The sequence below is a fragment of the Streptomyces sp. NPDC053367 genome (assembly GCF_044545925.1).
In the GTDB taxonomy this organism is placed as follows: Bacteria; Actinomycetota; Actinomycetes; order Streptomycetales; family Streptomycetaceae; genus Streptomyces.
This window is the reverse complement of the sequence record NZ_JBITYN010000012.1, coordinates 202034-214786: the sequence shown is the minus strand read 5'-3', so window position 1 is coordinate 214786 and position 12753 is coordinate 202034. Positions and strand designations below refer to the sequence as shown.

The following is a 12753-nucleotide window of genomic DNA, read 5'->3' as shown; positions in this document are numbered from 1 at the left end:
TATGATTCTGCGCATCGCCCACACGGCGCAGCTCGCGCCCACCGAACTCCGCTCCGTCCGCGACCTGTTGGACGACTCCTTCGACGGAGACCTCTCCGCCGAGGACTGGGACCACACCCTCGGCGGCATGCACGCCCTCGCCTACGACGAGCGGGGCGTCGCCGCGCACGGGGCGGTCGTCATGCGCCGCGCCCGGCTGGGCGGCCGCTGGCTGCGGGTCGGCTACGTCGAAGGGGTCGCCGTACGCCGGGACGTGCGGCGCACCGGGCTCGGCGGCCGGGTGATGGACGCCCTGGAGGGCGTGCTGACACGCGCCTACGACCTGGGCGCCCTGTCCGCGAGCGACGAGGGCGCCCTGCTGTACGAGGCCCGCGGCTGGCGCCCCTGGACCGGCCCGGTCGGCGCGCTGGGGCCCGAGGGGCCGGTCCGGCTGCCCGAGGAGGAAGGGTCCACCTACGTCTGGCCCGCCCCCGCCGACCCGCACGCCGAGCTGCTCTTCGACTGGCGCGACGGCGACGTCCTGTGAGCCTCACACGGCCCGCACCAGGATCTTCCCGGTGTTCCCGCCCCGCAGCATCAGCAGGAACGCCTCCACGATCCGCTCGAAGCCGTCCACGACCGTCTCGTCGAGCGCGAGCGCCCCACTGCGCAGATGCGGTACGGCGAACTCGTACAGCTCCTCCTGCTGTTCGCGGTAGTCGCTCACCAGGAAGCCCTCGATGCGCAGCCGCTTCTCCACCACGGCGGCGTGGTCGAACACCACGGGCGGCGCCTCGGGGGTGTTGTACTGGCTGATCGTGCCCACCCGCACCACCCGCCCGCGCTCACGCAGCGCCCCGATCGCCGCGCCGAGGTGCTCCCCGCCGACGTTGTCCACGAAGACGTCGACGCCGCCGGGCGCGGCCTTCGCCAGCAGCTCGGCGACCGGCCCGTCGTGGTAGTCGAACGCCGCGTCGTAGCCGACCTGTCCGGTGAGGTGGCGGACCTTCTCAGGCGTGCCCGCGCTGCCGATCAGCCGGCCCGCGCCCAGCAGCCGGGCGAAGCGGCCGGTGGCCGTGCCGACCCCGCCCGCGGCGCCCGACACGAACACGTCCTGCCCCGCGCGCAGTCCGGCGATCCGGGTCAGCCCGATGTACGCCGTGAGGCCCGTGCCGCCGAGCACGCCCAGGTACGCGGTCAGCGGGACGCCCTCGTGCAGCGGGACGTGCCGGACCTCCTCGGGCGTGACCACGGCGTGGGTGCGCCAGCCCTGCCGGTGGAGGACGATCTCGCCCTCCCGCAGGGAGGGTTCGCGCGAGGCGACGACCCGGCCGAGCGTGCGGCCCTCCAGCGGGGCGTTCAGCGCGAAGTCGCCGTCCATCATCTCGCGGTGGTACGGGTCGACCGACCACAGCAGGTTCTCCACCAGGGCCGTGCCCGGCCGCGGCCCGGGAACCGGCGACTCGGCGAACCGGAAGTGGTCCGCGGTGGGGAAACCGGTCGGACGGGCGGTCTGCTGGACGGTGAGCGCGATGTCGTTCATGACGGGGACCGTAGGAAGGAATGCTCGGGTGCGGCAGAGGGTTGCGCTCATGGGACCGGCCGGTCCATGAATCGCCCTCATAGCAGCAGGTGGAGCGCCCGCGTGAACACAGTCGACCTCGCGCCGCAGGAGCTGCGCACGCTCGTGGCCGTCGCCGAGGAGGGCGGCTTCTCCGCCGCTGCCGTCCGCCTCGGCGCCACCCAGTCCGCGGTGTCGCACGCGGTGCGCGGCATGGAACGCAAGCTGGGCGTCGTGCTGTTCGAGCGCGGCCGGCACGGGGCCCGGCCCACCGCGGCGGGGGAGCGTGCGGTGGCCCACGGGCGCCGGGTGCTGCGGCTGCTCCAGGTGCTGGTCGCCGAGACCCGCGGGGCAGGGGCGGGGTCGGGATCGGGTGAGTCCGCCGGGCCGTCCGGCCCGCTGCGCATCGCCGCCTTCCGCAGCGCGGCCCTGCATCTGCTGCCGCCCGCGCTGGAGCGGCTGGCCGCCCGGCACCCCGGCATCGAGGCGAGCGTGACCGTCGTACGGGAGGTCGGGCCGGGCACCGCGGGGGAGGTGGCCGCGGGGCGGGCCGACATCGGGATAGCGACCCTCGGCACCAGCTCACCCGTTCCGCCGGAGCTGGTCGGCGATGTGCTGCTGGAGGAGCCGTACTCCCTGGTGCACCCGGCCGGCCACCCCGATCCGCGCTCGCTCCCGCTGGTCGACTGGACGGAGAACTGCACCTCGTACACCCGCGAGTGGTGGGCGGCCCAGGAGTGGCTTCCGCCCGCGACCGTGCGCGCCGAGGACGACGGAGCGGTGCTCTCGATGGTGAGCAGCGGTCTCGGCATGGCCGTCATGCCCGCGCTCTCCCTCACCGGAGCACCGCTCACCCTCCAGATCACCGATCTCGGCCCCCGGCGACCCACCCGCCGGGTCGGTTATGTCACCACCCCCGAGCTCGCCGCCACGGCGGCCGTCCGCGCCCTCGTCCGGGAGCTGCGCGCACTGCACCCCCGTATGCCAAAAGCGCAGGTCACGGCGGTGTGACTCAAGACACTCCCGGTTCACCGTCTCAGATAGTAGGAAGTCCGAGTAATTGTGGAGACAGCGGCGAGCTCCTCCCTTAGCTTTGTAGGAGCCGAACGTCTCGCTCGATCAAGCGAATGGCGGTCGTGAGCCGGGCCCCGTGCAGGCAACCCCTGCGGCCGGTGCTCCCCGCCCCTTCCGGCGTCTCGTAACCCCCTTCCGCCTCCGGTGTCTTCCGAAGGAGTCGATCACCCATGGCCGAGACGACCGTCCGCCGCCGAGTCCGCCACCTCTCCCGTACGACCGAGACCGACCGCAAGCAGGCCGCCGCCGCCCTCCAGCGCGCCCTCGACCGCCGCGACAACGGCGGCGCGACCGGCCACTGAGCCCTCACCGAAGCCTTCTTCGCCCCAGATCGCCGGGAGCCGCGCCCGCGCGAGGTGCGGTGCGGGCGCCGGGGACCTACGGACGGGTCCGGCGTCCGCGCCGCACCTCGAAATGGTCGATCCGCTCACCCGTGTGCGTGCGCGCCGACACCTTCAGCCGGGGCGCCGGGCCGCTCTCCACCTCCACCGAGAGGTAGGAGAACCCCCGGTAGCGCACCCGGGACCACTCCACGGTCTCCGGGTCCGGCTGCCGCGACCGGGTCCACTGGAAGGTCTCCACGGACTCGGCGTCGTGCACATGCCCCTCGTAGCTCTCCTGTGCGCCGGCCGGGAAGTCGTACGGGTCACGCCCGCCGCCGCCCGCGGTGACGAACACGGTCCCGTCCCGCTCCGGGTCCGTCGAGCCGCCGACCGGCACACGCCGGCCGACCTCGCCGTCCCGGACGGCGTCGGTGCGCTCGTAGACGTGGTTGTGTCCGTTGATCACCAGGTCCACCCGGTGCCGCGCGAGCAGCGGCAGCCACGCCGCGCGCACCCCGCCGTCGGAGGCGTGCGCGGAGGTGGAGTAGGCGCAGTGGTGGAAATAGACGACGACGAAGTCGACGTCCTCCGAGGCCCGCAGCGCGCGCAGCGTGCGGTCCAGCCACGCCGTCTGCCGCCCCTCGCTGTAGCCGTAGTTGGCGGGTATCTCGTACGACACGTCGTTCGCGTCGAGCGCCACCACGCCGACGGTGCCGTACGTGAACGCGTACACCCCCGGCGCCGTGCGCGGGTCGAAGCCGCTGTCCGGCAGGGAGAACCGGGCGAGCTGCCCGCCGTAGCCGTCCGGCGAGTACCAGGCCTCCATGTCGTGGTTGCCGGTCGTCACCATCCACGGCACGGACGAGGCGACGGGTTCGTTCTGCCGGAAGAACCGGTCCCAGAGCGTGGCGTCGTAGCGGTCCGCCACGGCGCCCCTGCCGTTGGCGTCGGCGTAGCAGATGTCCCCGGCGTGCAGATGGAAGGCGGGCCGCTCGCGCAGCAGCTGCCGGTCGAGCGCGGCCGCCCCCTCGCCGACCCCCTGGTCGCCGAAGGCGGTGAAGACGAAGGACGACTCCGGGCGCGCGGGCGCCGTGCGGAACGAGGCGACAGCGGCCCGCCGGCGCGGGTCGGCCGGGTCGAGGCCCTCGTGCCCGACGCCGTAGTAGTACGTGGTGCCCGGCAGCAGATCGTCCAGTGCGGCGTGCACGTAGTACTGCTCCACCTCGGGCCGTACGCCCTCCACCCCCGGCGTGTGCAGGGCGCGCAGCTCCGCCGCGACGCGCGGCCCCAGCGCGTCGGGCCGCGCCCCGATCCGGACGTACGGCGCGCGCACCGCGACCGGGACCTGCCAGGAGATCCGCATCTGGGTGCGCGGGTCCGCGCCGAGGGCCAGATGGCGGCCGAAGGGCACGACCGCCGCGCCGGGCGCCACCGCGGTGGCGGCCACCGCACGCACGGGGCGCTCCCGCGTGCCCGCGCAGCCCGTCAGCAGTCCGCCCGCCACCGCGCCCGCGGTCACCAGCGTGCGGCGCCGGGTCGGCCGGCCGCGCAGGTACTCGTGCTGCTCCGCCATGGTCATCCGGCGGGCGAGTCGCTCCGGGATCCCGAAGTCCGGTGTCTCCATGGGGTAGAGGTTCCCCGTGGGCCCCGACCCCGCTGCGACACACGGGTGAACGTGGTACGACGAGATGAGGTCGCCCGTTGTGCGAATGTCCAGATGGCGGACAGTGTGTGTCATTGCATGGGACGAAGAGTAGGGTGCCCGCATGTCTCGCAGCATCGATCTCGCAGTGATCCCCGGTGACGGCATCGGCCAGGAGGTAGTGGCCGAAGGCCTGAAGGTCCTCTCCGCCGTCCTCCCGGAGGACGTGAAGCTGGAGACCAAGGAGTACGACTTCGGCGCCCGGCGTTACCACGCCACCGGTGAGACCCTCACCGACGCCGACCTCGACGCCCTCAAGCAGCACGACGCGATCCTGCTCGGCGCGATCGGCGACCCGTCGGTGCCGTCCGGCGTCCTGGAGCGCGGCTTCCTGCTCAAGCTCCGCTTCGCCTTCGACCACCACGTCAACCTGCGGCCCTCCAAGCTGCTGCCGGGCGTGGCCACCCCGCTCGCCGGCCAGCCGGAGATCGACTTCGTCGTCGTGCGCGAGGGCACCGAGGGCCCGTACACCGGCAACGGCGGCACCATCCGCAAGGGCACGCCCCACGAGGTCGCCACCGAGGTGTCCGTCAACACGGCCTTCGGCGTCGAGCGTGTCGTGCGGGACGCCTTCGCCCGCGCCCAGGCCCGCCCGCGCAAGAAGCTGGCGCTGATCCACAAGAACAACGTGCTGACCTTCGCCGGTCACCTGTGGACGAACGTCTTCAACCAGGTGGCCGAGGAGTACCCGGACGTCACCACCGAGTACATGCACGTCGACGCCGCGACCATCTACCTGGTCACCCAGCCGGAGCGGTTCGACGTGATCGTCACCGACAACCTCTTCGGCGACATCATCACCGACCTCGCCGCGGCCGTCTCCGGCGGCATCGGCGTCGCGGCCTCCGGCAACATCAACCCGAGCGGCGAGTTCCCGTCGATGTTCGAGCCGGTCCACGGCTCGGCCCCGGACATCGCCGGCCAGGGCAAGGCCGACCCCACGGCCACCGTCCTGTCCGTCGCGCTCCTGCTGCGCCACCTCGGCCACGACGCCGAGGCCGCCCGCATCGAGGAGGCCGTCGCCGCCGACCTCGCCGAGCGCGTCGGCAAGCCGGCCCGCTCCACGACCGCGATCGGCGACGCGCTCGCCGGGCGAGTAGCCGGCTGACCCGCCGGACTCGACACCCATCGCAGTCGAAGCCGCCGGGTCGCATTCCGCACCCGGCGGCTTCCGCATGTCCCCCGCCGGGTGCCACCATCGAGCCCTGGGTCGCACCCCGCTGTTTTCTCCCCCGGCACCCCGCGAGCGATAATCGAACGCGGAGCCGCGGAATGAGGGAAAGCTCGGACGTCCTAGCACTGGCCGGAAACGGCCGTCGAAGGCGTGAGCGCGGCCCGTCACTACAACCGGTGAAGGACAACCACTCATGACGACGCCCACGATCGAGCTGAAGCCCTCCGCCCACCCGCTCTCCGCCGCGGAGCGGGAGGCCATCCTGGCCAACCCCGGGTTCGGCCGCCACTTCACCGACCACATGGTGACCATCAAGTGGACGGAGGGCCGCGGCTGGCACGACGGTCAGCTCGTGCCGTACGCGCCGCTCTCGCTCGACCCGGCCACGACCGTCCTGCACTACGCCCAGGAGATCTTCGAGGGCCTCAAGGCCTACCGCCGCCCCGACGGGTCCGTCGCCACCTTCCGCCCGGAGAAGAACGCCCAGCGCTTCCAGGCCTCCGCCCGCCGCCTCGGCATGCCCGAGCTTCCCGTCGAGACCTTCATCGACGCCTGCGACGCCCTCGTCCGCCAGGACCGGGACTGGGTCCCGGCGCACGGCGGCGAGGAGTCCCTGTATCTGCGCCCGTTCATGATCGCGACCGAGGTCGGCCTGGGCGTGAAGCCCGCCAACGAGTACCTCTTCCTCGTCATCGCCTCCCCGGCCGGCGCGTACTTCCCCGGCGGTGTGAAGCCGGTCTCCATCTGGGTCTCGCAGGACCGCGTCCGCGCCGTCCCCGGCGGCATGGGCGACGCCAAGACCGGCGGCAACTACGCCGCGTCCCTGCTCGCCCAGGCGGAGGCCGCCGCCAAGGGCTGCGACCAGGTCTGCTACCTCGACGCGGTCGAGCACCAGTGGGTCGAGGAGCTCGGCGGCATGAACCTGTACTTCGTGTACGGCGACAGGATCGTCACCCCGTCCCTCACCGGCTCCATCCTGGAGGGCGTCACCCGCGACTCCCTCCTCACCGTCGCCCGTGACCTCGGCTACCGGGCCGAGGAGGGCCGCGTCTCCCTCGACCAGTGGCGCCGCGACTCCGCGAACGGCACCCTCACCGAGGTCTTCGCCTGCGGCACGGCCGCCGTCATCACGCCGGTCGGCACGGTCAAGACCGACGGCGCCGAGTGGCAGCAGTCCGGCGGCGAGCCCGGCGAGGTCACCCTCAGGCTCCGCCAGGCCCTGCTCGACATCCAGCGCGGCACGGCCGAGGACAAGCACGGCTGGATGCACCAGCTGGCCTGACCGGCGGCCGGCCGGTGACGAGCACACGCGGGGCCCGGGGCGATGCGCCCCGGGCCCCGCGCCGTCGACGGCCCGTGCTCAGGCGGCCGTCGCACTCCTGGTGTCCGCCTCGTCGAGGGCCGTCGGGCCGATCGCCGGGGCGGACCGCGTCAGCAGCGTGTAGGCCAGACCGCCCACCGCGCCGGACAGCAGGAAGCTGCAGTCCACCCCGCCGGTCAGGGACAGCAGCGGCCCCTCGTACGACGGCAGCGCCACCGCGAGACAGCCGACCGCGGCGCCCAGCGCCCAGGAGGCCGTCGCCGCGAGGTTCCAGCCGCCGCGGAACCAGTAGATCCCGCCCCGCGCGCGCCGGTTGAAGACCTGCAGGGCGTCGGCGTCGTACTGCCCGCGGCAGCGGACGAAGCCGATGAGGGTGATGACCGCCCAGGGCGTGCCGATCGCGGTGAGCAGCAGCACGAAGGACGTCATCGCGGACTGGGTGTCCGAGAAGTAGTGGCCGAGGAACACGGACACGGTGGCGACCACCGCGACCACACAGGTGGCCTTGGCCCGCGACAGCCGGGGCAGGATCGCGTCCAGGTCGAGGCCCATCGAGTAGAGCATCAGGCCCGCGTTGCCGACCGACCCGGCCGAGGCGGCGAGCAGCAGCGGCAGCAGGTACCAGACGGGCGCGGACGCGGCGAGCGGCCCGGCGTAGTCGAGCGCGGCCCCCGCGGCGTAGGACGTGAAGGTGCCGAAGAGCTGCGGCACCAGCAGGCCGAGGAGCAGTCCGGCCCAGGTCGCGCGCAGCACCGTGCGGGAGGAGTGGCGGGCGGGGGAGATGTAGCGGGTGTAGTCGCCGAGCAGGGTGATGAAGGCGACCGGCCCCGACAGACCCGCGGCCACCGCCGCCAGCAGCCAGGTCGGCCAGAACCCGCCCAGCAGATAGCCGCCCGCGTCCGGGAGCGCGGCCGTGGTGAAGGCGGGGGCGTAGGCGATCACGCCGAGGATCAGCAGGGCGGTCATGCCGACGGCGAGGATGCGGGACATCGCCAGCAGCACCTTGTAGCCGTAGACCGCGCCCGCGACGGTCGCCGCGGCGAGCAGGCCGTAGACGAGGACGTAGGACAGGTCGTTCGCGGGCAGGCCGAACATCCGGCCGAGCACGCTGACGGTCACGTCGCCGCCGATCCACACCGTCAGCGCGGTGTAGCCGAGGGCCAGCAGCAGGCCGACCACCGAGCCGACCAGCCGGCCGCGCACCCCGAACTGGGCGCCGGAGGAGGTCGAGAGGTTGGTGGCCGTGCGCAGGGAGATCAGCGCGAGCGGCGCGGTGAAGGCCGTGCCGACCAGGGTGCCGACCACGATGGAGCTGACGGACGCCCACCAGCCGAGACCGAAGGACGGCGGCAGCCATCCGAAGACGATCACTCCCAGGCAGAGGTTGGACCCGAGCAGGATCGAGACGAGGTCGCGCGGCCCGCTGGTGCGTTCCTCGTCCGGGATGGTGTCGACACCGTGCTGTTCCATCGGCATGCGGGTCTCCTTTGATCAGCCGCCTTGGCGTTTAGAGTGCCGTTCAATGTGACGTTGTCGAAGCTGGCACGTCAATGTTTCCGTGGTGGGAAATCTCGTGTTTAGAGTGGTGCTCTAACCTATGGAAGGCAAGGAGGTGCCCGCGTCATGAGACTGACCCCCACGGAACGTGACCGGCTGCTGCTCTTCGGAGCCGCCGAGCTGGCCCGCGCCCGCCGGGCCCGGGGCCTGCGGCTGAACGTCCCGGAGGCGACGGCCCTGATCGCGGACACCGTCTGCGAGGCCGCCCGCGACGGCAGACGGCTGGCCGAGGCCATCGAGGCCGCCCGCTCCGTGCTCGGCCCCGACGACGTGCTGCCCGGCGTCGCCGACGTCGTCACCGAGGTGCACGTCGAGGCCGTCTTCGACGACGGCTCGCGGCTCGCGGTGGTCACCGACCCGATCGGCGGGGGACTGGGCGCCGAGGCACCCGGCGCCCTGCTGCCCGGACCCGAGCACAGCGACCCCGAGCCCGTCGTCCGGCTCACCGTCACCAACACCGCGCGCGTCCCCGTCTCGGTGACCTCGCACTTCCACTTCTTCGAGGCCAACCCGCGCCTGGACTTCCCCCGCGAGAGGGCCTACGGCATGCGGCTCGCCGTGCCCGCCGGATCGTCCGTGCGCTTCGGGCCCGGCGAGAGCGGCGAGGTCGGCCTCGTGCCGATCGGCGGCGACCGGATCGCGATCGGCTTCGCCGGGCTCGTCGACGGCCCCCTCGACGCGCCGGGGGCCCGCGAGGAGGCGCTGCGCAGGGCGGCAGCCTGCGGATACCTGGGAGTTCCCGTCGAGGAGGTCAACCGATGAGCCGGCCCGGAGGGCACCCCGCGGAGGCCCGTCGTCTCACCCCGTACGAGTACGCCGCGACGCACGGCCCCCGCGCCGGCGACCGCATCCGCCTCGGCGACTCCGGCCTGACCGTCGAGGTCGAGTCCGACGCGCAGAGGTACGGCGACGAGTTCCTCGCCGGCTTCGGCAAGACCGCCCGCGACGGACTGCACCTGAAGGCCGCCGCCGTCCGCGACACCTGTGACGTCGTCATCAGCAACGTCGTCGTCATCGACGCCGCCCTCGGCATCCGCAAGGTGTCCATCGGCATCCGCGAGGGCCGCATCTGCGCGATCGGCCGGGCCGGGAACCCCGACACCCTCGACGGAGTCGACGTCGTCGTAGGCACCGGCACCTCGATCGTGTCCGGCGAGGGTCTCATCGCCACCGCCGGGGCCGTCGACACCCACGTCCACCTGCTGTCGCCGCGCATCATGGAGGCGTCCCTCGCCTCCGGCGTCACCACCGTCATCGGCCAGGAGTTCGGCCCCGTCTGGGGCGTCGGCGTCAACTCCCCCTGGGCGCTGCGGCACGCCTTCGGCGCCTTCGACGCCTGGCCGGTCAACATCGGCTTCCTGGGCCGGGGTTCGTCCTCCCACGAGGCGCCCCTGATCGAGGCCCTCGCCGAGGGCGGCGCGTCCGGCTTCAAGGTGCACGAGGACATGGGCGCCCACACCCGCGCGCTGGACACGGCCCTGCGGGTGGCCGAGGAGCACGACGTCCAGGTCGCCCTGCACAGCGACGGCCTGAACGAGTGCCTGTCGGTCGAGGACACGCTGAGGGTGCTGGAGGGCCGCACCATCCACGCCTTCCACATCGAGGGCTGCGGCGGCGGGCACGTCCCCAACGTCCTGAAGATGGCGGGCGTCCCGAACGTCATCGGCTCCTCGACCAACCCCACCCTGCCCTTCGGCCGGGACGCGGTCGCCGAGCACTACGGCATGATCGTCTCCGTCCACGACCTCAAGACCGACCTGCCCGGCGACGCCGCCATGGCCCGCGACCGCATCCGCGCCGGGACCATGGGCGCCGAGGACGTGCTGCACGACCTGGGCGCGATCGGCATCACCTCCTCCGACGCGCAGGGCATGGGCCGCGCCGGCGAGACCGTCCGCCGTACGTTCGCCATGGCGGGCAAGATGAAGGCCGAGCTCGGCGACCCCGGCGTCGGCCACGACAACGAGCGCGTGCTGCGCTACATGGCCAAGCTGACCGTCAACCCGGCCATCGCCCACGGCCTCGCCCACGAGGTCGGCTCGCTGGAGGTCGGCAAGCTCGCCGACATCGTCCTGTGGCGGCCCGAGTACTTCGGCGCCAAGCCGCAGCTGGTGCTGAAGTCCGGCTTCCCGGCGTACGGCGTCACGGGCGACCCGGGCGCGGCCACCGACACCTGCGAACCCCTCGTGCTGGGGCCGCAGTTCGGCGCGCACGGGGCCACCCCGGCCGACATCTCCGTCGCGTTCGTCGCCCAGGCCGCCCTCGACCAGGGCCGCGACACCATGCCGACCCGCCGCCGCCGGGTGGCCGTACGCGGCACGCGCGGTATCGGCCCGGCCGACCTGCGGCTCAACTCCCGTACCGGACAGGTGGACGTCGACCAGCGCACGGGCCTCGTGACGCTGGACGGAGAGCCCCTGCGCTCGGACCCGGCCGACTCCGTCTCCCTCAACCGCCTCTACTTCCTCTGAGCCCCAAGGACGTCTCCATGACCTTCCGTATGCCCGCCGAGTGGGACCCGCACGAGCGCACCTGGATGGCCTGGCCCGGCCCCAACCCGACGTTCACCGACGCCGGGGAACTCGCCGGGGCCCGCGCCGCCTGGGCGTCCGTCGCCCGTGCCGTACGCCGCTTCGAGCCGGTCACCGTGGTGCACGGCCCCGGCCAGGGCGACTCCGCCCGCGAACTGCTCGGCCCGGACATCGACCTGGTGGAGCGCGAGCTCGACGACGCGTGGATGCGCGACATCGGCCCGACCTTCGTCAAGGATGCCGAGGGCCGACTGGCCGCGGTGGACTGGGTGTTCAACGGCTGGGGCGGCCAGGACTGGGCCCGCTGGGAGCACGACTCCAAGATCGCCCGCCATGTCGCCGACCTGGCCGGGGTTCCCGTGCTGTCCTCCCCGCTGGTCAACGAGGGCGGCGCCATCCACGTCGACGGCGAGGGCACCGTCCTGCTCACCGACACCGTCCAGCTCGGCTCCGGCCGCAACCCCGACTGGAGCCGCGAGCAGGTCGAGGCCGAGATCCACGCCAAGCTCGGCACCAGCAAGGCCATCTGGCTCCCGCACGGCCTCGCCGGTGACTACGGCATGTACGGCACCCAGGGCCACGTCGACATCGTCGCGGCCTTCGCCGGGCCCGGGAGGGTCGTCGTGCACAGCCAGCAGAACCCCGCGCACCCCGACCACGCCCGCTCCCAGCTGTACGTCGACATCCTGCGCGGCCAGACCGACGCCAGGGGCCGCGCCCTGGAGGTCGTCGAGGTCCCGGCGCCGACCGTGCTGCGCGACGAGGACGGCGACTGGGTCGACTACTCCTACATCAACCACTACCTCTGCAACGGCGGTGTGGTGCTGTGCGGCTTCGACGACCCGAACGACGAGATCGCGGCCGGCATCTTCCGCCGTCTGTTCCCCGAGCGGACCGTGACGCTGGTGGACGCCCGGGCGATCTTCGCGGGCGGGGGCGGTATCCACTGCATCACCCAGCAGCAGCCCAGGGCGACCGCGAGGTAGAACACGTCAGGTAGAACATACGGGTGAACGTACTGCTCTGCGCGGCCTGCGGCCGACGGCTGACCGAGCCCGTCCGGCGCCTCGACGAGATGCCCGAGTACCCCGGCTGGGACGGCCTGCCCGACGCCGACGGACGGCGGCACGGCCCGGCGAGCGTCCCGCGGGGCACCTATGTGGTCGACACGCTGCCGTTCGGCGCGCCCTTCGTGCCGTACGAGGGCGACGACCACGACGGGATAGTGCCGGGCGGCATGTGGATGTCCGACGAGCGGGGCGACCTCGTGTCCGACGGGCCGCGCGGCACGTACGTCCTGCACCCCCTCGACGTGGTGGAGCCCGATCTCCACCCGGACACGTCCCGGCTGGGCGGCTGCTGCGGCGCGAGCCCCTACCGCGGTGTCAACCGCGTCTGCGGCTGCGGCGCCGAGGTCGCCGTCGAGGCGTCCGACTGCAGCGGCGGCTACGAGACCCGTCTCGTCCCCGGTGCCGTCCGCGCGGAGGCCGCCGCGTGAGCTCCCGCCGCCGCACCCCCGCCCCGCCCCGCG

General features: G+C 73.0%; 12 protein-coding genes. 9 read left to right on the top strand and 3 right to left on the bottom strand.

Features of this window, described 5'->3' with window-relative positions:
• The first annotated feature begins 1 nt into the window (after position 1).
• Complete coding sequence (locus ACIGXJ_RS31145; RefSeq protein WP_399652397.1) at positions 2-526, top strand: GNAT family N-acetyltransferase; 525 nt, start codon at positions 2-4, stop codon at positions 524-526.
• 3 nt (positions 527-529) lie between these two features.
• Here the strand turns inward: ACIGXJ_RS31145 and ACIGXJ_RS31140 are convergent, their stop codons facing one another.
• The gene (locus tag ACIGXJ_RS31140) at positions 530-1522 is read right to left on the bottom strand and encodes an NADP-dependent oxidoreductase (RefSeq protein WP_399652394.1); all 993 of its coding nucleotides are present in this window, start codon (positions 1520-1522) and stop codon (positions 530-532) included.
• Between the two features lie 102 nt (positions 1523-1624).
• Here ACIGXJ_RS31140 and ACIGXJ_RS31135 point away from each other — a divergent pair, with 102 nt between their 5' ends.
• Together ACIGXJ_RS31135 and ACIGXJ_RS31130 are read left to right on the top strand one after the other, a co-directional pair.
• Positions 1625-2551, top strand: coding sequence for a LysR family transcriptional regulator (locus ACIGXJ_RS31135; RefSeq protein WP_399652391.1), 927 nt, complete (start codon positions 1625-1627; stop codon positions 2549-2551).
• A 233-nt stretch (positions 2552-2784) separates the two neighbouring features.
• Entirely contained in the window at positions 2785-2916 is a 132-nt protein-coding gene (locus ACIGXJ_RS31130) for a hypothetical protein (RefSeq protein WP_399652388.1), read from the top strand.
• Between the two features lie 76 nt (positions 2917-2992).
• Here ACIGXJ_RS31130 and ACIGXJ_RS31125 read toward each other — a convergent pair whose 3' ends face one another.
• Positions 2993-4561, bottom strand: a complete 1569-nt coding sequence (locus tag ACIGXJ_RS31125) for a purple acid phosphatase family protein (RefSeq protein ID WP_399652385.1) — start codon at positions 4559-4561, stop codon at positions 2993-2995.
• A 142-nt stretch (positions 4562-4703) separates the two neighbouring features.
• Between ACIGXJ_RS31125 and ACIGXJ_RS31120 the strand changes: the two genes are divergently transcribed.
• Complete coding sequence (locus ACIGXJ_RS31120) at positions 4704-5747, top strand: 3-isopropylmalate dehydrogenase (RefSeq protein WP_399652382.1); 1044 nt, start codon at positions 4704-4706, stop codon at positions 5745-5747.
• A gap of 259 nt (positions 5748-6006) precedes the next feature.
• A complete protein-coding gene (locus ACIGXJ_RS31115; protein ID WP_399652379.1) occupies positions 6007-7095 on the top strand; it encodes a branched-chain amino acid aminotransferase in 1089 nt (362 codons plus the stop codon).
• A gap of 78 nt (positions 7096-7173) precedes the next feature.
• Here ACIGXJ_RS31115 and ACIGXJ_RS31110 read toward each other — a convergent pair whose 3' ends face one another.
• A complete protein-coding gene (locus ACIGXJ_RS31110) occupies positions 7174-8610 on the bottom strand; it encodes a cytosine permease (protein WP_399652376.1) in 1437 nt (478 codons plus the stop codon).
• A 147-nt stretch (positions 8611-8757) separates the two neighbouring features.
• Here ACIGXJ_RS31110 and ureA point away from each other — a divergent pair, with 147 nt between their 5' ends.
• Genes ureA through ACIGXJ_RS31090 form a run of 4 tightly spaced genes read left to right on the top strand, consistent with a single transcriptional unit; the run spans position 8758 to position 12720 of the window.
• Entirely contained in the window at positions 8758-9453 is a 696-nt protein-coding gene (ureA, locus tag ACIGXJ_RS31105) for an urease subunit gamma (RefSeq protein ID WP_399652373.1), read from the top strand.
• The gene (locus ACIGXJ_RS31100) at positions 9450-11162 is read left to right on the top strand and encodes an urease subunit alpha (RefSeq protein ID WP_399652371.1); all 1713 of its coding nucleotides are present in this window, start codon (positions 9450-9452) and stop codon (positions 11160-11162) included. The genes ureA and ACIGXJ_RS31100 overlap by 4 nt, the downstream gene beginning before the upstream one ends.
• 17 nt (positions 11163-11179) lie before the next feature.
• Positions 11180-12208 carry an agmatine/peptidylarginine deiminase gene (locus ACIGXJ_RS31095; RefSeq protein ID WP_399652368.1) on the top strand — a complete coding sequence of 343 codons (1029 nt, stop codon included), beginning with the start codon at positions 11180-11182 and terminating at the stop codon, positions 12206-12208.
• Positions 12209-12231: 23 nt separating this feature from the next.
• A complete protein-coding gene (locus ACIGXJ_RS31090) occupies positions 12232-12720 on the top strand; it encodes a hypothetical protein (protein ID WP_399652366.1) in 489 nt (162 codons plus the stop codon).
• The last annotated feature ends 33 nt before the right edge of the window (positions 12721-12753 follow it).